The sequence below is a fragment of the Tistrella mobilis genome (assembly GCF_039634785.1).
Taxonomy (GTDB): Bacteria; Pseudomonadota; Alphaproteobacteria; order Tistrellales; family Tistrellaceae; genus Tistrella; species Tistrella mobilis.
Window position 1 is genome coordinate 158,139 of record NZ_JBBIAB010000006.1, and the last position, 19,205, is coordinate 177,343.

A 19,205-nucleotide genomic window follows, 5' to 3' on the forward strand; every position below is an offset into this window, starting at 1 on the left:
TTCTTCGAAAGCGCCCGTTTCCCATGACCGCGATCAGCAACCGCTATGATTTCGTCTATCTCTTCGACGTCACCAACGGCAACCCGAACGGCGACCCGGATGCCGGCAACCTGCCGCGGCTCGACCCCGAGACCAATCAGGGGCTGGTGACCGATGTCAGCCTGAAGCGCAAGGTGCGCAATTTCGTCGACATGGTCGCCGGCAGCACGCCCGGCCACGAGATTTACATGCGGGAGCGCTCGTACCTGAACGAGCAGCACGAGAGGGCCTACAAGGCGCTCGACATCAAGCCTGAGCCGAAGAAGCTGCCCAAGAAGGAGGAAGAGGCGCGCGCGGTGACCGCCTGGATGTGCGCCAATTTCTTCGACATCCGCACCTTCGGCGCGGTGATGACCACCGAGACGAACACCGGCCAGGTCCGCGGCCCGGTGCAGCTGACCTTCGCGACCTCGATCGACCCGATCATGCCGCTCGAAATCTCGATCACCCGCATGGCCGCGACCAAGGAAGAGCCGGGCAAGAACGACATCCGCACCATGGGCCGCAAGCATATCGTGCCCTACGGTCTCTATCGTGCCCATGGCTTCATCAGTGCCCATCTGGCGGGGCGGACCGGCTTTTCGGACGACGACCTCGCCTTGTTCTGGGCGGCGCTGCAGAACATGTTCGACCACGACCGCTCGGCCGCCCGCGGGGAGATGACCGCGCGCGAACTGGTGGTGTTCCGGCATGACAGCGCCATCGGCAACGCCCCGGCGCACAAGCTGTTCAAGCGCGTGACCGTCACCCGCGCCACCCCCGACGAGGCCCGCCCGCCGCGCAGCTTCGACGACTACCGCGTGGAGGTGGACACCGACGGGCTGCCCGAGGGGATTACGGTGGAGCGGATGATCTGATCCGCCGACATGATCCGGGGGGAGGGCACAGCGATGACGGACGAGGCCGACGCGCCCTCCCTGCCCATCTCGGGGCTTCAGCACTGGATGGTCTGCCCGCGCCAGTTCGCCCTGATCCATGTCGAGCGGATCTGGGCGGAGAACGCGCTCACCGCCGAGGGCCGGGTGGCGCATGAGGCGGTGGACCGCGGCACCGCCGAGGCGCGCAAGGGCGTGAAGCGGGTGACGTCGCTGGCGCTGGTCTGTCGCGATCCGCCGCTGCACGGTGTGGCCGATGTGGTCGAGTTGACCATCGAGCGGCGCAGGGTGGTGGCGGCCCTGCCGGTGGAACACAAGCTCGGCCGGCCCAAGGCCCATCGGGCCGACGAGGTTCAGCTCTGCGCCCAGGCGCTGGCGCTGGAGGATATGTTCGGCCTTCAGGTGCCCGAGGGCGCGCTGTTCTATGGCCGCACCCGGCGGCGGATGGCGGTGATGTTCGACGACGACTTGCGCGCGCTGACCCGCCGCATCGCCGCCGAGGCCGCCGCCTGCCTGGCCGCGGGGCAGACACCGCCCGCGGTCTATGACCGGAAGCGCTGCGATGCCTGCTCGCTGATCGACACCTGCCGGCCGAAGGCACTCGCCCGCGGTCGGGCGGTCGCCGGCTGGATCGATGCCCGGCTGGGCAGCCATGCGGATGGGGAGGGGGAGCCGTGAAGCGTTATCTCAACACGCTCTATGTCACCACCCAGGACGCCTGGGTGGTGAAGGACGGCGCCAATCTCGTGGTCCGGCTCGATCAGGCGGAAATCGGCCGGGTGCCGATGCATCTGCTGGGGGCCGTGGTCGGGATCGGCCTGGTCAGCTTCACCGCGCCGCTGCTCGCCGCCTGCGCCGAGGCCGGGATCACGGTCAGCATGCTCGACCGCAACGGCCGGTTTCAGGCGCGGGTGGAAGGGCCGGTTTCGGGCAATGTGCTGCTGCGCCGCGCCCAGTATCGCGCGGCCGACGACCCCGACCGCGCGGCGGATCTGGCCGCCTCTCTGCTCACCGCCAAGCTCGACGGTCAGCGGGCGGTGCTGAAGCGCGGCCTGCGCGACCATGGCGAGACCATGGACGCGGCCGCCCGCGACCGGCTGACGGCGGGCGAGGCGGCGATCGGCGATGCGCTGCGCCGGGTGCGGGCGCTGGCTGCCCCCACCTCCGATCCCAACCCCGCCGCCATGATCCGGCTCGACCGGCTGCGCGGCATCGAAGGCGAGGCGGCGGCGCGCTATTTCGAGGCTTTCGGCGCGCTGATCCGGAGCGACGAGCCCGCCATGCAGTTCGATGGGCGCAATCGCCGGCCGCCGCGCGACCCGGTGAATGCGCTGCTCTCTTTCCTTTATGTGCTGCTGACCCATGATTGCCGCTCGGCACTGGAAAGCGTGGGGCTGGATCCGGCGGTGGGCTTCCTGCACCGCGACCGGCCCGGCCGGCCGGGGCTGGCGCTGGACCTGATGGAGGAATTCCGCCCGCGCCTCGCCGATCGGCTGGCGCTCACCCTGATCAACCGGCGGGAACTCGGGGCGAAGGATTTCGTCCGCGACGCGGCCGGCGGTGTCACCATCCGCGACGAGGCCCGCAAGCGCGTGCTGGTCGCCTGGACCGACCGCAAGCGCGAAACCGCCACCCATCCCTATCTGGGCGAAAGCGCCGCCCTGGGGCTGATGCCGCATCTTCAGGCCCTGCTGCTGGCCCGCACCCTGCGCGGCGACCTGGATGCCTATCCGCCCTGGCTGCCGCGCTGACCGTCTCCGCCGCTCCACGCCGCCCGTATCAGGGAGACCCCGCCGATGATGGTCCTGGTCAGCTACGACGTCCGCACCGACACGGCCGCCGGCCGCCGCCGCCTGCGCCGCGTGGCCCGGGCGGTGAAGGATTTCGGCCAGCGCGTCCAGTATTCGGTGTTCGAATGCGATGTCGACCCGGCCCAGTGGACCCTGCTCCGCGCCCGCCTGATCGCGGAAATCGACCCCGACCACGACAGCCTGCGCTTCTATCGCCTGGGCGCCAACTGGCGCCCCAAGGTCGAACATGTCGGCGCCAAACCCGCCACCGATTTCGACGCGCCGCTGATCATCTGAACGGCCCGTGGGTCCGATGCGTGGCTCAAGTTTCTATTATGTATTAAATCGTTAAATTTCGGAGAGACAAAGTTGCCATACCCGGGCGTCGCGCGGGCCGGTTTTTCCGACGGGGACCAGGGGGATTGAAAGGGGATGGAATCGCCCCCTTCCTGGCTGCATGAACTGAAGCATCCGCAGCGTGTTCAGATATCGAAGCAGAATGCGGGCGCACGTCCGACGAGGTGGCGTCGGGCGTCTGGCTGTCAGCTGGGGTGATCATGGGGCCGGGCTCACCTGATCGGGGGCCGGCGTGCTGTTTCTTGCTCCGACCGTGTTCAGCCAGAATTCGATCAGGCGAGTATTCGATCAGAAGGGGGCGATTCATAGCACCAAGGTGGTTCATCGTGCCCGGTTCCGCACCATTGCGGTGCATCTTTACCGTAACGGCCAGTAAGGACAGGATCAGCTCTGCCAGGGATCGATCACAGTCAGGCCGGCGGCATTGAATGGAGCGGTGTCGCGGGTTGCGACGCTCAGACCGCGGGCCCGGGCAATTGCTGCGATGTAGCCGTCTGTGGGTGCGATTGCCTTTCCCTGGCGACGGGCTTCGGCGCGCAGATCAGCATAGGCTCCGGCGGCGGCCGTGTCGAAGGGCAGAATACGCCCAGCGAAGAGTGGCAGAATTCTCTGTTCAAGATTGCTATGGAGACTGGTTCTGCGTCGTCCTTCTGGAAGGACAGCGATGCCGAAGCGCAACTCGGCAAGAGTGATTGTCGAGATGTGCAGGGCTTTGATATCCTGTTTGTCCAGCCAGACAAGTACGACCGGATCGCCCGCAGGCCGAAGTGGTTCTGATATCACGTTGGTGTCGAGCAATATCATCCGAGATCAATCGGCTCTGCAGGTGTGCGATCCCGCTCGACATCAATATCCACACCGCCGGCTTCGCGACCGATCGCGGCAAGCAGGGAGCCGAGCCGCACCGGCTGATCTTCGGCAGCCTGGCGTTCGGGCCGCACGGCTTCTTCCAGAATCACCCGCAATTCGGCTTCAGCGCTCCGTCCGTTCATGGCGGCCCTGACGCGCAGCGCATGATCGGTTTCGTGAGAAACATCCCTGACCGTAATCGACGGCATGCCGGTCTCCTCGGGCTGCGGGCGCTGTAGACCCAATGTGGGGGACGGGGGCGCGCAAGGCAAGCCTGTGTGGCACGTGCCCCGTCAGCCCGACCCCTCCCGATCAGCGCCTGGCTGAGCGCCAGCCACGGCGTCTCGTCCGGTGTGCGGATCATGCCGCTTATGCCGCCGTGCCCTTCGAGGCGCCGGCATCCGCCGCATCCCGACGGTCCAGCGCGCCGATGCCCTTGACGATGATCCGGGTGATCTGTTCGGCCGCGCGGTCGAATTCGGCGCGGGGCAGGCGGTCGCGGTCGAGCACCGCCTGGATCTGGCACGAGAAATCGGCGTAATGCTGGGTGACCGCCCAGATCATGAACAGCAGGTGGTAGGGGTCGACCGGATCGATGCGGCCCTGGGCGACCCAGCGGTCGATATCGGCCGCACGCGTGGCGGCCCAGTTGCGCAGCGTCGTGCGCAAATAGACCATCAGCTGCGGCGCGCCGTGGATGATCTCGTTCGCGAACACTTTCGAGGCGGCAGGCCGGGTGCGCGACAGCTCCATCTTGGCGCGGACGTAATGGTCGATCGCCTCGACCGGGTCATCGCTGATGCCGAAGCGGTCGGCGGCCTCGAACCACTCGGTGACGATGCTCTCCAGCACGCGGGCGTAGAGCTGGTTCTTGGTGCGGAAATAGTAGTGCAGATTGGCCTTGGGCACGCCGGCGCGTTCGGCGATCGCCGCCGTGCTGGCGCCGCGGAAGCCCATCTCGGCAAAAACCTCTTCCGCCGCCGCCAGGATGGCGACGGTGTTCTCCTCGCGGATCTGGGCCTTGCGCGGCAGGGGCTGCCGGGGGGATTCAGGGGCAGGTCCGGCGGGGTCGGGCATCGATCGGGGGCGTCCTTGGGCAGAAGATGGAGGTGGGGCGGGGCGCAGAGGCATGGAGGCGGGCACGGGAGGCCGGGTTGGCATGAGAGGTAATGGCACACCGGTCGCGCGATGCGGACCGATCTGTCGAAACCCGTTCAGGACATCTTGACCGCTTGGTCAGGATACGTCTAACCTGTTCTTCAGGCGATGAAGATCGAGAACGATCACATTGCTCCCGGGACCGGTGAAGCGCCCCCCGCGCACATCGTTCCAGGATCAGGAAGACAGAGGCCGCGTCAAGCGGCCCGGTGAGGGCGAGCACCGGTGGGAGAGACCCGGCGCCGTCTGACAGTGGAGCAGTATGGCCGAGCCGAGCGGGCGTGTGGACACCCTCCACCCGTTTCGACCGATATGCCGGGAGGCCCTTTGAGAATGACCAGCTTCGACTGACCCATCTTCGGATGCCCCATGCCGGGTGATCCGCCTGCGGGATGATCGTCACCCCTGACCCGTTCGGGCCGGGCCGTGTCGTCGTTTCCGGCAGTTGCCATCCGCCGCATGGCCCCTATGCCCCGACGCCCGATTTCCGTCTGCGGCCTGCCCGCGACGCGACGGGAGAGTCGTGCCCTGAGCCCCGAGAGCGGCCCGTGCCGGCCGGCCCGTCTTACGACAGCCCCCCCGCAAACATCCCGCCCGGCAGCGTTCAGCCGCCCGGGCGGCCCGCAGAGGACGAAAGACCACCCCATGTCCCGGACCATCGAGCATCTGATCGGCGGCGCGCGCGTCGCCCCTGAAGGCCCCCGCCGCAGCCCGGTCTTCAACCCCGCGACCGGCGAGCAGACGGCCGAGCTTGGCCTTGCGACCCGGGCCGAGGTGGAACGCGCGATCGGCGTGGCGGCAGAGGCCTTCCCGGCCTGGGCGGCGACCCCGCCGGCCAAGCGCGGCCGGATCATGTTCCGCTTCAAGGAACTGCTCGATGCCCGAGCCGACGAGATCGCCCGCGCGATCAGCGCCGAACACGGCAAGACCCATGCCGATGCGCTGGGCGAGGTGGCCCGCGGGATCGAGGTGGTGGAATTCGCCTGCGGCATCCCGCAGCTGCTGAAGGGCGAATACAGCCGCAATGTCGGCCCGGCGATCGACAGTTTCGACGTCCGCGAGCCGCTGGGCGTGGTCGCCGGCATCACGCCGTTCAACTTCCCGGCCATGGTGCCGCTGTGGATGTTCCCGCTGGCGATCGCCGCCGGCAACACCTTCATCCTGAAGCCGTCGGAAAAAGACCCGAGCGCGGCGCTGCTGGTGGCCGAAATCGCGCATGAGGCCGGCCTGCCGGCGGGTGTGCTGAACGTCGTCCATGGCGACAAGGAAGCCGTCGACGTGCTGCTGACCGATCCGCGGATCGAGGCGGTGAGCTTCGTGGGCTCCACCCCGATCGCCGAATATGTCTATGCGACCGGCACCGCGGCCGGCAAGCGGGTCCAGGCGCTGGGCGGCGCCAAGAACCACATGGTCATTCTGCCCGATGCCGATTTGGACCAGGCGGTGGATGCGCTGATGGGGGCCGGCTACGGCTCGGCGGGTGAGCGCTGCATGGCGATTTCGGTGGCCGTGCCGGTGGGCGAAGAGACCGCCGACCGGCTGGTCGAAAAGCTGATCCCGCGGGTGGAAGCGCTGAAGGTCGGCCCCGCCACCGACAGCGCCGCCGAGATGGGGCCGCTGATTTCCGACATCCACGCCCGCAAGGTGCGCGGCTATATCGACAAGGGCGTGGAAGAGGGCGCGAAGCTGCTGGTCGACGGCCGCAATTTCCGCCTGCAGGGCTATGAGAACGGCTATTTCGTCGGCGGCACCCTGTTCGACCGGGTGACGACCGACATGACCATCTACCGCGAAGAGATCTTCGGCCCGGTGCTGTCGGTGGTGCGCAGCGGGTCTTACGAAGACGCGGTGGGCATGATCAACGCCCATGAATACGGCAACGGCACCGCGCTCTTCACCCGCGACGGCGATGCGGCCCGCGATTTCGTGAGCCGGGTCCGGATCGGCATGGTCGGCGTCAACGTGCCGCTGCCGGTGCCGGTCGCCTATCACAGCTTCGGCGGCTGGAAGCGCTCGCTCTTCGGCGCCCATCACATCTACGGGCCGGAAGGGGTGAAGTTCTACACCCGCCTCAAGACCGTCACCCAGCGCTGGCCGACCGGCATCCGCGCCGGTGCGCAGTTCAACTTTCCGACGATGGGATGAGCGGGCACGGCAGATCCGATGCCGCCGCCCATGCGGCACGGGTGTAGACTCATCTCATCGCATCGTATTCGAGACACAGGATCAGGGGACGATCACACCATGTCGAACATCCGGATCAACGGCGAACGGCTCTGGGACAGCCTGATGGAGATGGCCAAAATCGGTGCCACCGAAAAGGGCGGCGTCTGCCGCCTGGCGCTGACCGATCTGGACCGCCAGGGCCGCGATCTGTTCGTGAAATGGGCGAAGGAGGCGGGCTGCACCATCACGGTGGACAAGATGGGCAACATCTTCGCCCGCCGCGAAGGCCGCAACCCGTCGCTGCCGCCGGTGATGACCGGCAGCCATCTGGACAGCCAGCCGACCGGCGGCCGTTTCGACGGCGTCTATGGCGTGCTGGCGGGGCTGGAGGTGCTGCGCACGCTCAACGACCTCAATTACGAGACCGAGGCGCCGGTCGAGGTGGCGGTCTGGACCAATGAGGAAGGCTCGCGCTTCGCCCCGGCCATGGTGGCGTCGGGCGTGTTCGCGGGCGTGTTCGACCTGGATTACGGCCTCAGCCGCGCCGATCTGGACGGCAAGACCATGGGCCAGGAGCTGGAGCGGATCGGCTATGCCGGCGATCAGCCGGTGGGCAAGCCGGTCGGCGCCTATTTCGAGGCCCATATCGAACAGGGCCCGATCCTGGAGGCCGAGGGCAAGACCATCGGCATCGTCACCCACGCCCAGGGCCAGCGCTGGTACGAGGTGGTGCTGACCGGCCAGGAGGCCCATGCCGGCCCGACCCCGATGCCGATCCGCCGCGACGCCCTGCTGGGGGCGGCGAAGATCGTTCAGGCGGTCAATAAGATCGGTCTCGACAATGCACCGGTCGCCTGCGCGACGGTGGGGCTGATGCAGGTTCATCCCAACAGCCGCAACGTCATCCCGGGCCGGGTGTTCTTCACCATCGACCTGCGCCACCCCGATGACGAGGTGCTCTCGAAGATGGATCGCGAACTGCGCGCCGCCATCGACGAGGTGGTGGCCGACGGCAGGCTGGAGGCGAAGGTCGAGCAGATCTTCTACTACGCGCCGGTGCCGTTTGAAGAGGGCTGCGTCAATGCCGTGCGCGCCGCCACCGCGGCGGCGGGCTTCAGCAACCGCGACATCGTCTCGGGCGCCGGCCACGACGCCTGCTATCTGGCGAAGGTCGCCCCCACGGGCATGATCTTCATCCCCTGCATCGACGGCATCAGCCACAACGAGATCGAGGACGCCAAGCCCGAATGGGTCGCGGCCGGCGCCGAAGTGCTGCTGGGCGCAATGCTGGAACGGGCCAATGCCGGATCGGGGGCCACCGCCGACGCGGCCTGATACGGCGCTTCTTCCCAGGACGTGACGACCCCCTGCGGCGCCCGCATGTGCCGCAGGGGCAACGGACCGGCGGACCCGCGAAGGGCGGGGGTGGTTCCACCATCTCCATCCTTGGTTGAGAGAGCCCCGGCCGACAACCAATGACAGACGAAGGACGAGCTTCATCATGGACGAGACGGGTGACATCCGGGCCGGCCGTCTGCCGGCGGAAGACCTCGGCCGGAACTTCCTCGATGCCCATCCGCCGCTGCATGGGCGGGCGGCACTGGTCGAGGCGAGCCGCTGCCATTTCTGCTGGGACGCGCCCTGCGTGAAGGCGTGCCCCACCTCCATCGACATTCCGAGCTTCATCCGCAAGATCGCGACCGACAACATGAAGGGGGCCGCGACCGATATCCTGTCGGCCAACATCATGGGCGGCATGTGCGCCCGGGTCTGCCCGACCGAAATCCTGTGCGAACAGGCCTGCGTGCGCCACGACCAGGACGACAAGCCGGTCGAGATCGGCCTGCTGCAGCGCCACGCCACCGAATGGGTCTATGGCAGCGACACCACGCCCGCAACCCGGCTGTTCCGGCGGGCCGCCCCCAGCGGCCGGCGGGTGGCTGTCGTGGGCGGCGGCCCGGCGGGGCTGTCCTGCGCCCATCGCCTGGCCATGCTGGGCCATGACGTCACGGTGTTCGAGGCGCGCGAGAAGGCGGGCGGGCTGAACGAATACGGCATCGCCGCCTATAAGACGGTCGATGATTTCGCCGCCCGCGAGGTGGCCTGGATCCTGTCGATCGGCGGCATCGAGGTGAAGACCGGCCAGATGCTGGGCCGCGACATCACCCTGGATCAGCTGCGCGCCGAGTATGACGCGGTGTTCCTGGGCCTGGGGCTTGGGGCGGTGCGCGCGCTGGGCGCCGAGGGCGAGACGCTGGCGGGGGTGGAACCCGCGGTCGATTTCATCGCCCGGCTGCGCCAGGCCGACGATCTGTCCGCCCTGCCGGTCGGCCGTCAGGTGGTGGTGATCGGTGGCGGCAACACCGCGGTCGATGCGGCGGTGCAGTCGAAGAAGCTGGGCGCCGAAGACGTGACCATGGTCTATCGCCGCGGCACCGAACAGATGAGCGCCACGCCGGTGGAGCAGGATTTTGCCCGGTCGAACGGCGTGGTGCTGCGCACCTGGATGCGGCCGGTGAAGGTTCATGGGACCGATGGCCGGGTGACGGGGGTGGAATTCGCCTATACCCGCGCCGGCGATGACGGCCGGGCGGTGGATACCGGCGAGACCCGGCTGATCGCCGCCGATCAGGTGCTGCTGGCGATCGGCCAGGTGCTGCTGCCCGACGGCTTCGGCGGCGCGGCGGTGCTGGAGATGACCGGCGACCGCATCGCCGTCGATGCCGGCTTCGCCACCTCGCTTGCCGGCGTCTGGGCCGGTGGCGACTGCGTCGCCGGCGGCATCGACCTGACCGTTCAGGCGGTGGAGCACGGCAAGCAGGCGGCACTGTCGATCGATGCCGCCTTCGCTGCCGCCCAGGGCCGCGCGGCCTGACCCCGAATTTCGGAAGGATATCCCGTCATGGCCGACCTTTCCTGCGACATCGCCGGCATCCGCTCTCCCAATCCGTTCTGGCTGGCCTCGGCCCCGCCGACCGACAAGGAATACAACGTCGTCCGCGCCTTCGAGGCCGGCTGGGGCGGCGTGGTCTGGAAGACGCTGGGCATCGACCCGCCGGTGGTGAACGTGTCCTCGCGCTATGGCGCGGTGTCGTATAACGGCCAGCGCATCGCCGGCCTGAACAATATCGAGCTGATCACCGACCGGCCGCTGGCGGTGAACCTGGAAGAGATTGCGCGGGTGAAGCGCAACTGGCCCGACCGGGCGGTCGTGGTCTCGCTGATGGTGCCCTGCAACGAGGCCGACTGGGCGTATATCCTGCCGATGGTCGAAGAGACCGGCTGCGACGGGCTGGAGCTGAATTTCGGCTGCCCCCACGGCATGTCGGAACGCGGCATGGGTGCGGCGGTCGGCCAGGTGCCGGAATATGTCGAGATGGTCACGCGCTGGGTGAAGAAGCATTCGCGCCTGCCGACCATCGTGAAGCTGACCCCCAACATCACCGATGTCCGCCAGTCGGCGCGGGCGGCGAAGAATGGCGGCGCCGATGCGGTGTCGCTGATCAACACCATCAATTCGATCGTCTCGGTCGATCTGGACGTGATGGCGCCGACGCCGACGGTGGACGGCAAGGGCACCCATGGCGGCTATTGCGGCCCGGCGGTGAAGCCGATCGCGCTCAACATGGTGGCCGAAATCGCCCGCGATGCCGCGACCCGCGGCCTGCCGATCTCGGGCATCGGCGGCGTGCAGTCCTGGCGGGATGCGGCGGAATTCATCGCACTCGGCTGCGGCGGGGTGCAGGTCTGCACCGCCGCGATGCATTACGGCTTCCGCATCGTCCGCGACATGATCGACGGGCTGAACAACTGGATGGACGAGAAGGGCTATGCCCGGATCGACGACTTCCGCGGCATGGCGGTGCCGAACGTCACCGACTGGCAGTTCCTGAACCTGAAATACGACATCAAGGCGCGGATCGACCAGGACAAGTGCATCAAATGCGGCCTCTGCCACATCGCCTGCGAGGATACCTCGCACCAGGCGATCACGGCGGAGAAGGACGGCGCGCGCTATTTCGACGTGGTCGACAGCGAATGCGTCGGCTGCAATCTGTGCATGCTGGCCTGCCCGGTGGACAACTGCATCACCATGGAACGGGTGGATGCCGGCACCGAATACCTGAACTGGACCCAGCACCCCAACAACCCGATGGCGAAGCCCGCCGCCGCCGGCACGCCCGAGACGGTAGACGCCGCCGAATGACGGCCGACAGACGGGGCCGGCTTCCCCGAAACCGGTGCAGATTATAAGAACAGGCAGGACGAACACGGGACCACCGGCAGCCATGCCCCCGCATCCCCGTCACACCCCCGCGTCCGCGCGCGACGGAGGATGGCAGGGGGGCGGGCTGCCGGCGATCCCATGCCCGGGAGGATGAGAGATCCCATGTCGGATCGCATGGAGTACGGTGCTGCCGCGCGCGGTGCGGCCCCGAAACCGAGCGCGGCGCAGTCTGCCGCATCACGGCGTGCCGTCGCGCACGACCCCGCCCTCTGGAACGAGGATCTGGCGCCGACCACGGCCGAGCAGCGCAGCTGGGACTGGCCGTCGATCGCAGCCCTCTGGGTCGGCATGGTGGTCTGCGTGCCGACCTATATGATCGCCGCCGGCCTGGTGTCGGAAGGCATGAGCTGGTGGCAGGCGGTCACCACCGTGCTGGTCGGCAATCTGATCGTGCTGGCGCCGATGATGGCGGTGGGCCATGCCGGCGCGAAGCACGGCATCCCCTTCCCGGTGCTGCTCAGGGCATCCTTCGGCACCCGCGGTGCCCGGCTGCCGGCGCTGATGCGCGGCCTGGTCGCCTGCGGCTGGTTCGGCATCAACACCTGGGTCGGCGGCCAGGCGATCTATGTGATCCTGAATGCCGTCACCGGCGGCGGCGTCACCGGCGCCCCCCTGCCGGGGCTGGGCATCGATATCGCCCAGCTGCTGTGCTTCCTGGCCTTCTGGGGCCTGCATCTCTGGTTCGTGGCCAAGGGCACCGAATCCATCCGCTGGCTGGAAAAGGCCGCGGCCCCGGTGCTGCTGGCCATGGGGCTGGCGCTGCTGGGCTGGGCCTATGTGAATGCCGGCGGCTTCGGCGCCATGTTCTCGCAGCCCTCGGCCTTCGGCCCCGGCGGTGCCAAAGAGGGCCAGTTCTGGTCGGTCTTCTGGCCCGGCCTCACCGCCATGGTCGGCTTCTGGGCGACGATGGCGCTGAACATCCCCGATTTCACCCGCTTCGCCCGCAGCCAGCGTGACCAGTTCCTGGGCCAGGCGATCGGCCTGCCGCTGCCGATGGCGCTGTTCGCCTTCATCGGCGTCGCCGTCACCTCGGCCACCGTGGTGATCTATGGCGAGGCGGTCTGGGACCCCGTGGCGCTGGCCGGCCGCATGGGCGGCATGGGCGTGGTGCTGGCGCTGTTCGCCCTGCTGGTGGCGACGCTGACCACCAACATCGCCGCCAATATGGTGGCGCCCGCCAACGGCTTTTCCAATCTGGCGCCGGCGAAGATTTCGTTCAGGATGGGTGGCTACATCACCGCCGCCATCGGCATCGCGATGTTTCCCTGGAAGCTGATGGAGAGCGCGGGCGATTATCTGTTCGTCTGGCTGGTGGGCTATTCGGCGCTGCTGGGCCCCATCGCCGGGCTGCTGATCGCCGACTACTTCTTCCTGCGCCGCACGCGGCTGGACATCGACGGGCTGTTCTCGTCCGACGGCCCCTATACCTACAAGGGTGGCTGGAACCCGGCCGCCATCATCGCGCTGGTGCTGGGCATCCTGCCCAACCTGCCGGGCTTTCTGTCCAAGGCCGGCATCATCGGCGCGGTGGCCCCGTTCTGGACCGATCTTTACGGCTATGCCTGGTTCGTCGGGCTTGCCGTCTCGGCCGCGGTCTATCTGGTGCTGATGCGCGGCCGCACCGCAGACTGACCCGTCCCTTCCGGCCCCCCGCCTGGAACCCCGTCCGAACCGTCACCAAGGAGCAGATACATGTCGTTGCTGATCAAGGGAGGCACGGTCGTCACCGCCGACGCGACGACGCGGGCCGACGTCTACTGTGCCGATGGCCGCATCGTCGCGGTGGGCGAAAACCTGGACGTGCCCGCGGGCGCCGAGGTGGTCGATGCCGGCGGTGCGCTGGTGATGCCGGGCGGCATCGACCCGCACACCCATATGCAGCTGCCCTTCATGGGCACGGTCGCGAGCGAGGATTTCGAGACCGGCACCGCGGCGGGGCTGGCCGGGGGCACCACCTCGATCATCGATTTCGTGATCCCCGATCCGCAGCAGCCGCTGATGGAGGCCTATCGCACCTGGCGCGGCTGGGCGGAGAAGGCGGTGGCCGATTACGGCTTCCATGTCGCCGTCACCTGGTGGGACGACAGCGTCCATGCCGATATGGGCACGCTGGTTCGCGAGGAAGGCGTCAACAGCTTCAAGCACTTCATGGCCTATAAGGGCGCGATCATGGCGCCCGACGAGGTTCTGGTCCGCAGCTTCCAGCGCTCGCTGGAACTGGGCGCCATGCCGACCGTCCATGCCGAGAACGGCGAACTGGTCTGGACGCTGCAGCAGAAGATCAAGGAGATGGGCATCACCGGCCCCGAGGGTCACCCGCTGTCGCGGCCGCCCGAGGTGGAAGGCGAGGCCGCCAACCGCGCGATCCGCATCGCCCAGGTGCTGGGCGTGCCGATCTATGTGGTGCATGTCAGCTGCAAGGAGGCGCTGGAAGCCATCACCCGCGCCCGGCTGGAAGGCCAGCGGGTGTTCGGCGAGGTGCTGGCCGGCCATCTGGTGGTCGACGACAGCGTCTATCGCCATCCCGACTGGGATACGGCGGCCGCCTATGTCATGAGCCCGCCTTTCCGGTCGAAGGAGCATCAGGAGGCGCTGTGGCGCGGCCTGCAGTCGGGCAATCTGCAGACCACCGCCACCGATCACTGCTGCTTCTGCGCCGATCAGAAGCGGATGGGCGTGGGCGATTTCACGAAGATCCCGAACGGCACCGCCGGTGTCGAAGACCGCATGGCGGTGCTGTGGCATCACGGCGTCAATGCCGGCCGGATGACGCCCAATGAATTCGTCGCCGCAACTTCGGCCAATGCCGCCAAGATCTTCAACATCTATCCGCGCAAGGGCGCGATCACGCCCGGCGCCGATGCCGATCTGGTGGTCTGGGACCCCAAGGCCACGAAGACCATTTCGGCCAGGACCCATCATCAGCGCATCGACTTCAACATCTTCGAGGGCATGACCGTCGAGGGTGTGGCCGCGGTGACCGTCTCGGCCGGCGAGGTGGTGTATCGCAACGGTGCGCTGGACGTGAAGACCGGCCGCGGCCGCTATGTGAAGCGGCCGAACTTCGCGCCGATGTTCGACGCGCTGGGCAAGATTGCGACCGCAAAGGCACCGGTGCCGGTGGAGCGCAAGCTGCCTGATGCGGCAGAATAATCAGCGCGCCGTAACGACTCCGGCTCCTCTTCGGCCCCGGCAGGGATGCACGCCCTGCCGGGGCCTTTTCATCTGACGGTCCTGCATGACGCGGGTGACCGGCCGGTGTATCGTTGGCACAAGAGGACGAGGGCGAAGCGCGGCCAGGGGCTGCGGGGCGGGAGTCTGGGATGGCGATCGATCCGGTCGCGCTCAACCGAAGACTGTTGCATGCGGCTGCCGATGCCGGAGGGCCGGCGGCGGCCTTGGTGGCATGGACAGCCGCCCTGGGGGATGCCACCGGGGCGGTGAGGGTGACGCTCTGGCAGGCCGGCCGGAATGCGGCGGCCATCCGGATCCTTGTCGACTGGAAAGCGCCGGGTATCGATGCCGGGGCCGACGGTCCGCGCTGCGAGCAGGTGATCCGCCTGCTGATCCATCCGCGCCAGGTGCTGGCGACCCTGGTCCTGCCGGCCGCCATGATGCCCGGCGGTGCGGGCGAGGTGGTGCCGGCCGATCTGGTCCGCGATCTGGGCGCCCAGCTGAAGATCCTGCTGCAGGGCCTGGCCGCCGAGGAACGCGCCGCCACGCTGGCGGCGGCGCTGGATGCCGGCCGCGACGGCGTGGTGGTGGTGGAGGCGCGGCCGGTGGACGGCCCGCCGGGCCGTCTGGTCCATGTCAGCCGCCATTTCGACCCGGCCGCGGCACCGGCCGTGCTGCCGCCGCCGCTGGACCGGCCCGGCATGGCGCGGCCGCTGCGCGAGGCGGCGGCACGGGCCGCCGCCCAGGGGGAGGCGCAGGCGCTGGAGATGCTGCATCCCGGCGACGGCACGCCCCGGGTTCTGAAGATGAGCATCCAGGCCCTGCCGCCGGCGCGGCTGTTCGAGGGCGGCTGGCTGGGCGTGCTGCGCGATCCGGCAGCACCGCCGGGCGAGGCCGAGGTCATTGCCAGCCAGCGGAAGATGATCCAGGCGCTCTACGACGCCAACCCGCTGCCGATGTGGATCTATGACGAGCAGGATTTCCGCCTGCTGTCGGTCAACGAGGCGATGGTCGGAAAATACGGCTATGACCGCGAGACCCTGCTGGGCATGACCCTGCTGGACCTGCGCCCGGCCGAGGATGTCCCGGCGCTGATGACCCGGCTGACCACCCGGGCCAGCGGCCACGAGGTGAGCGGCCCCTGGCGGCACCGGGCCGCCGATGGCCGGACCTTCTATGTCGAGATCGCCACCCATCGGCTGGATTGGGAGGGGCGGCCGGCGATCCTGACGGCTGCGATCGACATCACCGACCGCGAACTCGCCAACCGCGTGCTGCGCAGCCGCCAGGGTGAGACCGACCGGCTGCTGCGCATGCAGGCCGCGATTATCGACACCATCCCCGCCCAGGTCTGGCTGCTGGATGTGGCCGGCAATGTGATGGCGGTGAACCGCGCCTGGAGCCGCTTCGCCGAAGAGATGGGCGAGACGGCACCGGATGTTCAGGTCGGCCGCGACTTCCGGGGCGCGGCCGGCGGCTATGGCGGCGCCGAACCCGCCGGCCCGGCCCGCATGGCGCCGCCGATCCAGGCCGATGCGGTGGCGGCGATCCTGTCGGTGGTGACCGGCCGGCTGCCCGAGATCAGCCATGAATACCGGCTGAAGGTGCGCGACCAGACCCGCTGGTTCCGGATGACGGCGGTGGGCGTTACCGACGAGGCCGGGCTGCCGAACGGTGCGGTGGTGATGTCGGTAGAGATCACCGACATGAAGCGGGCCCAGTTCGAAATCATGGCGGCGCAGAACCGGGCGATCGCCGCCAGCGCTGCCAAATCGCTGTTCCTGGCCCATATGAGCCACGAGCTGCGCACGCCGCTGAATGCAGTGATCGGCTTTGCCGACGTGATCGAGGGCCAGATGCTGGGCCCTGTGGGGGTCGGCACCTATCGCGACTATGCCGGCCATATCGCGGTGGCCGGGCGGCATCTGCTGCAGATCATCGACGGGCTTCTGGACCTGGCCAATATCGAAAGCGGCCAGCTGTCGCCGGAACGGCGGGCGGCCGGGCTGGATGCGCTGGTGCGCGAGGCGGCGACATCCTGCGCCGCCGTGCTGCGCCGCTATGGCGCGACGCTCGATATCGGGGCCCGCGGCAACACCACCGCCGATGTCGATGCCCGCCTGACCCGGCGCATGATCGGCTTCCTGATCGACAATGCCATCCGCTATGGCCATCGCGGCGGCCATGTCCAGATCCGCATCGACGGCAGCGCCGATGATCGCGTGTCGATCGACATCACCGACGACGGGCCGGGGGTTCCGGCCGAGCGGCTGCAGACCGTGACCGAGCCGTTCTCGATGCCGTCGGGGTCGGTGCGGCCCGAACGCGCCGGGGTGGGGCTGGGCCTGCCGCTTGCCCGCCATTATGCCGAGCTGCATGGCGGGCGGCTGGAACTGACCGACCGGTGTGCGGCGGGGGAGGCGTCAAGCGGGCTGCGGGTCCGGATCACCCTGCCGCGGCATCCCGAGGCCTGACCGCCCGATCATCGCGGCCAGACCGTCGTCAGCGCCTCCAGAACCAGGGTCGTCGTCTCCGCATGCAGGGCCGGCCGGTCGCGGCCGTCGCCATCCCGGCAGAGGATGCCGTCGCCCGGCTGCTCCCGGTCAAGGATCGCCGCGGCCCCGGGCTTGCAGAGGCCGATGAAGCTGAAATGGGCGGCATCGGGGAGTTCGTGGACGTCGGTCGACCGGTCCGGCAGCAGCCCGGCCAGGCGCCGGGCTTCGGTTTCGGCCGGCAGATGAATCCGGTCGATACCGGCGGCGATCACCAGCACCGGGATCGTGATGCCCTTGAGGCTGGCTTGCGTGAAGCCGCCGATGCCGCCCGGATCCAGGGCGATGACCGCGCTCACGCGCGGATCCGCCAGATCCGCCGCCATGTGCGACCGCCAGTCGGGATCGGACAGCCGGCCGATCCGGGCCAGGATGGTGCAGGCGATGCTGGTGGTCTCGGCGCAGTTTCGGGTGAAGGCGTCGGCATCGAACCGGCCGCCGGCGATTTCGACCGCCGTCCAGCCGCCGAGCGAATGGCCGATGACGGCGATGCGGGCCGGATCGACCATGGCGGAGAGATCGGCTGCGCCGGTCAGGTGATCGATCACCCGGCTGAGATCGGCCGGGCGCCGCCACAGCGCGGCCGCCTGATCGGGATCGTGGTCGAAGGTGGAGGTGCCGGGATGATCGGTCGCGGCAACCACATAGCCTGCGTCTGCAAGTTGTACGGCAAGCCAGGCCTGGTTGAAGCGGTTGCCGCCGAAGCCGTGGGAGAGCACGACCAGCGGGTGGCGGCCGGAGAGGGGGGTGGCGGCCTCGCGGACCGCGACGCCCTGGAAGACCGGGTTGTCGCCCACCAGCCGGGGCGTGCCGTCATCGGCCGCCGGGTACCAGATCGCGAGGGTGAGAGGGTGCGGCCGCTCCGGCGTCTCGATCGTGGCGGTCCGGAAACCGGGCGTGGCCGACGCGCCGGTGATGCCCAGCAGCAACCAGGCGAGGGCGAGCAGGAGGCGGGAGCGCAAACGGGGCATGCAGAGAGCCTTCAGGTGATGGGAACCACCCGGCCGTCATGCCCGATCTGCCGCCGCGCGGCGTCCTCGATCACGATCGAGGACGTCCGGGATCGCGATTCAGGTCAGCCGCTCCGCGAAAAAGGCCAGAATCTCGTCCCGCGCGGCCAGGGTCGGCTGGCCGGCCTCGTCGATCAGATGGGCGGTGACCACGCTGTGGGGGGTGGGGACATGGCGGGCGAAGAAGGGGGAAAGCCCCTCGCGCCGGGCGGCCGTGTCGGGCAGGGTGCGCGGCCGGAAGCGGTCGCCCAGCGCGCGTTCATAGGCGGCGAAGCGCTCGGCCCGGCAGACGGCATCGCCGGCGAAGCGATAGGCCAGCACCGTCAGATCCTCGCGCTCCAGCCGGGCGCGGACCGCGGCCAGTTCCTCGGGCGGGCTCTCTATCGCCGCGGGTGCATCCAGCGGCAGAGAGGGCTGGCAGAGCACCGGGGCGAGCACGGCCGGCTCCAGCATCATCGACAGCGCATAATTGCCGGTGAAGCACATGCCGATGGCCCCCACGCCCGGCCCGCCGCAGGCCTGGTGCGCGATCCGGGCCAGGCCGCGCAGCCAGTCGGTGACGGCACCGGGGCCGCCGGTCGCCACGGCGCGAAAGGTGGCGGCGATGCAGGTGCGGCGGAAGATCGCGGCCCCCTCATCCGCCCCCGGCACCGCGCCGTCGCGGCCGAAGAGCGACGGCATCCAGACGGTGAAGCCGGCATCGCGCACCCAGCGGGCGAAGCGGGCGACCTCGGGGCTGATGCCCGGCATTTCGGTCATCACGATCACGGCGGGGCCCCCTGCTCCGGCTCCCGCTCCGGCTCCTGCTCCCTGGCCGCCCACCCAGACCCGGCGGGTGACGTCGTCGATGGTGATCTCGCGCGGCTCGAAATCCGCCAGATCGTCGTCCTGATCCAGTGCGTGCATGGGGGCGTCTCCTGGTGGGCTGGTCTTGCCCCCAGGATGGC

16 protein-coding genes are annotated in these 19,205 nt (G+C 68.7%); 11 read left to right on the forward strand and 5 right to left on the reverse strand.

From position 1 onward, the window contains the following. Positions 1 to 23: 23 nt before the first annotated feature. The 4 genes from cas7c to cas2 are packed head-to-tail and all read left to right on the forward strand — an operon-like array spanning position 24 to position 3,001. A complete protein-coding gene (gene cas7c / locus WI697_RS10590) occupies positions 24 to 896 on the forward strand; it encodes a type I-C CRISPR-associated protein Cas7/Csd2 (RefSeq protein ID WP_345958424.1) in 873 nt (290 codons plus the stop codon). A gap of 33 nt (positions 897 to 929) precedes the next feature. Next, a complete protein-coding gene (gene cas4, locus WI697_RS10595) occupies positions 930 to 1,592 on the forward strand; it encodes a CRISPR-associated protein Cas4 (protein ID WP_345958425.1) in 663 nt (220 codons plus the stop codon). Further along, positions 1,589 to 2,665 (forward strand): type I-C CRISPR-associated endonuclease Cas1c, encoded by a 1,077-nt coding sequence (cas1c, locus tag WI697_RS10600; RefSeq protein ID WP_345958426.1) that lies wholly within the window; start codon positions 1,589 to 1,591, stop codon positions 2,663 to 2,665. Before cas4 ends, cas1c begins: the two co-directional genes overlap by 4 nt. A 45-nt stretch (positions 2,666 to 2,710) precedes the next feature. Beyond that, positions 2,711 to 3,001, forward strand: a complete 291-nt coding sequence (gene cas2 / locus WI697_RS10605) for a CRISPR-associated endonuclease Cas2 (RefSeq protein ID WP_345958427.1) — start codon at positions 2,711 to 2,713, stop codon at positions 2,999 to 3,001. Positions 3,002 to 3,445: 444 nt separating this feature from the next. On the opposite strand, the gene WI697_RS10610 is transcribed toward cas2, so the two are convergent. The 3 genes from WI697_RS10610 to WI697_RS10620 all read right to left on the reverse strand — a co-directional run bounded on the left by WI697_RS10610 (position 3,446) and on the right by WI697_RS10620 (position 4,987). Beyond that, the gene (locus WI697_RS10610; RefSeq protein ID WP_345958428.1) at positions 3,446 to 3,865 is read right to left on the reverse strand and encodes a type II toxin-antitoxin system VapC family toxin; all 420 of its coding nucleotides are present in this window, start codon (positions 3,863 to 3,865) and stop codon (positions 3,446 to 3,448) included. Then, positions 3,862 to 4,119 carry a FitA-like ribbon-helix-helix domain-containing protein gene (locus tag WI697_RS10615; RefSeq protein WP_345958429.1) on the reverse strand — a complete coding sequence of 86 codons (258 nt, stop codon included), beginning with the start codon at positions 4,117 to 4,119 and terminating at the stop codon, positions 3,862 to 3,864. Before WI697_RS10615 ends, WI697_RS10610 begins: the two co-directional genes overlap by 4 nt. A gap of 160 nt (positions 4,120 to 4,279) precedes the next feature. Continuing rightward, entirely contained in the window at positions 4,280 to 4,987 is a 708-nt protein-coding gene (locus tag WI697_RS10620; protein WP_345958430.1) for a TetR/AcrR family transcriptional regulator, read from the reverse strand. Between the two features lie 726 nt (positions 4,988 to 5,713). Here WI697_RS10620 and WI697_RS10625 point away from each other — a divergent pair. The 7 genes from WI697_RS10625 to WI697_RS10655 all read left to right on the forward strand — a co-directional run bounded on the left by WI697_RS10625 (position 5,714) and on the right by WI697_RS10655 (position 17,170). Then, positions 5,714 to 7,213, forward strand: a complete 1,500-nt coding sequence (locus tag WI697_RS10625; RefSeq protein ID WP_014747979.1) for a CoA-acylating methylmalonate-semialdehyde dehydrogenase — start codon at positions 5,714 to 5,716, stop codon at positions 7,211 to 7,213. Positions 7,214 to 7,312: 99 nt separating this feature from the next. Next, positions 7,313 to 8,569 (forward strand): Zn-dependent hydrolase, encoded by a 1,257-nt coding sequence (locus WI697_RS10630; RefSeq protein WP_345958431.1) that lies wholly within the window; start codon positions 7,313 to 7,315, stop codon positions 8,567 to 8,569. Positions 8,570 to 8,735: 166 nt separating this feature from the next. Continuing rightward, positions 8,736 to 10,109 (forward strand): NAD(P)-dependent oxidoreductase, encoded by a 1,374-nt coding sequence (locus tag WI697_RS10635; protein ID WP_345958432.1) that lies wholly within the window; start codon positions 8,736 to 8,738, stop codon positions 10,107 to 10,109. A gap of 27 nt (positions 10,110 to 10,136) precedes the next feature. Beyond that, the gene (gene preA / locus WI697_RS10640; protein ID WP_062768005.1) at positions 10,137 to 11,441 is read left to right on the forward strand and encodes an NAD-dependent dihydropyrimidine dehydrogenase subunit PreA; all 1,305 of its coding nucleotides are present in this window, start codon (positions 10,137 to 10,139) and stop codon (positions 11,439 to 11,441) included. Positions 11,442 to 11,624: 183 nt separating this feature from the next. Further along, complete coding sequence (locus WI697_RS10645) at positions 11,625 to 13,154, forward strand: NCS1 family nucleobase:cation symporter-1 (protein ID WP_062768008.1); 1,530 nt, start codon at positions 11,625 to 11,627, stop codon at positions 13,152 to 13,154. 60 nt (positions 13,155 to 13,214) lie between these two features. Further along, positions 13,215 to 14,675, forward strand: a complete 1,461-nt coding sequence (gene hydA / locus WI697_RS10650) for a dihydropyrimidinase (RefSeq protein WP_014747974.1) — start codon at positions 13,215 to 13,217, stop codon at positions 14,673 to 14,675. A gap of 170 nt (positions 14,676 to 14,845) precedes the next feature. After that, complete coding sequence (locus WI697_RS10655) at positions 14,846 to 17,170, forward strand: sensor histidine kinase (RefSeq protein ID WP_345958433.1); 2,325 nt, start codon at positions 14,846 to 14,848, stop codon at positions 17,168 to 17,170. Positions 17,171 to 17,178: 8 nt separating this feature from the next. Here WI697_RS10655 and WI697_RS10660 read toward each other — a convergent pair whose 3' ends face one another. Both WI697_RS10660 and WI697_RS10665 read right to left on the reverse strand, forming a co-directional pair. After that, a complete protein-coding gene (locus WI697_RS10660; protein ID WP_345958434.1) occupies positions 17,179 to 18,219 on the reverse strand; it encodes an alpha/beta hydrolase family protein in 1,041 nt (346 codons plus the stop codon). A 99-nt stretch (positions 18,220 to 18,318) separates the two neighbouring features. Continuing rightward, positions 18,319 to 19,164, reverse strand: a complete 846-nt coding sequence (locus WI697_RS10665; protein ID WP_345958435.1) for a dienelactone hydrolase family protein — start codon at positions 19,162 to 19,164, stop codon at positions 18,319 to 18,321. Positions 19,165 to 19,205: the final 41 nt, after the last annotated feature.

Coding starts and splice junctions, on each gene's coding strand:
- WI697_RS10655 (WP_345958433.1), top strand. CDS start 14,846: ATGGCGATCGATCCGGTCGCGCTCAACCGAAGACTGTTGCATGCGGCT.
- WI697_RS10610 (WP_345958428.1), bottom strand. CDS start 3,865: ATGATATTGCTCGACACCAACGTGATATCAGAACCACTTCGGCCTGCG.
- cas7c (WP_345958424.1), top strand. CDS start 24: ATGACCGCGATCAGCAACCGCTATGATTTCGTCTATCTCTTCGACGTC.
- WI697_RS10635 (WP_345958432.1), top strand. CDS start 8,736: ATGGACGAGACGGGTGACATCCGGGCCGGCCGTCTGCCGGCGGAAGAC.
- WI697_RS10625 (WP_014747979.1), top strand. CDS start 5,714: ATGTCCCGGACCATCGAGCATCTGATCGGCGGCGCGCGCGTCGCCCCT.
- WI697_RS10620 (WP_345958430.1), bottom strand. CDS start 4,987: ATGCCCGACCCCGCCGGACCTGCCCCTGAATCCCCCCGGCAGCCCCTG.
- cas4 (WP_345958425.1), top strand. CDS start 930: ATGACGGACGAGGCCGACGCGCCCTCCCTGCCCATCTCGGGGCTTCAG.
- WI697_RS10665 (WP_345958435.1), bottom strand. CDS start 19,164: ATGCACGCACTGGATCAGGACGACGATCTGGCGGATTTCGAGCCGCGC.
- cas2 (WP_345958427.1), top strand. CDS start 2,711: ATGATGGTCCTGGTCAGCTACGACGTCCGCACCGACACGGCCGCCGGC.
- WI697_RS10615 (WP_345958429.1), bottom strand. CDS start 4,119: ATGCCGTCGATTACGGTCAGGGATGTTTCTCACGAAACCGATCATGCG.
- WI697_RS10630 (WP_345958431.1), top strand. CDS start 7,313: ATGTCGAACATCCGGATCAACGGCGAACGGCTCTGGGACAGCCTGATG.
- WI697_RS10645 (WP_062768008.1), top strand. CDS start 11,625: ATGTCGGATCGCATGGAGTACGGTGCTGCCGCGCGCGGTGCGGCCCCG.
- WI697_RS10660 (WP_345958434.1), bottom strand. CDS start 18,219: ATGCCCCGTTTGCGCTCCCGCCTCCTGCTCGCCCTCGCCTGGTTGCTG.
- hydA (WP_014747974.1), top strand. CDS start 13,215: ATGTCGTTGCTGATCAAGGGAGGCACGGTCGTCACCGCCGACGCGACG.
- preA (WP_062768005.1), top strand. CDS start 10,137: ATGGCCGACCTTTCCTGCGACATCGCCGGCATCCGCTCTCCCAATCCG.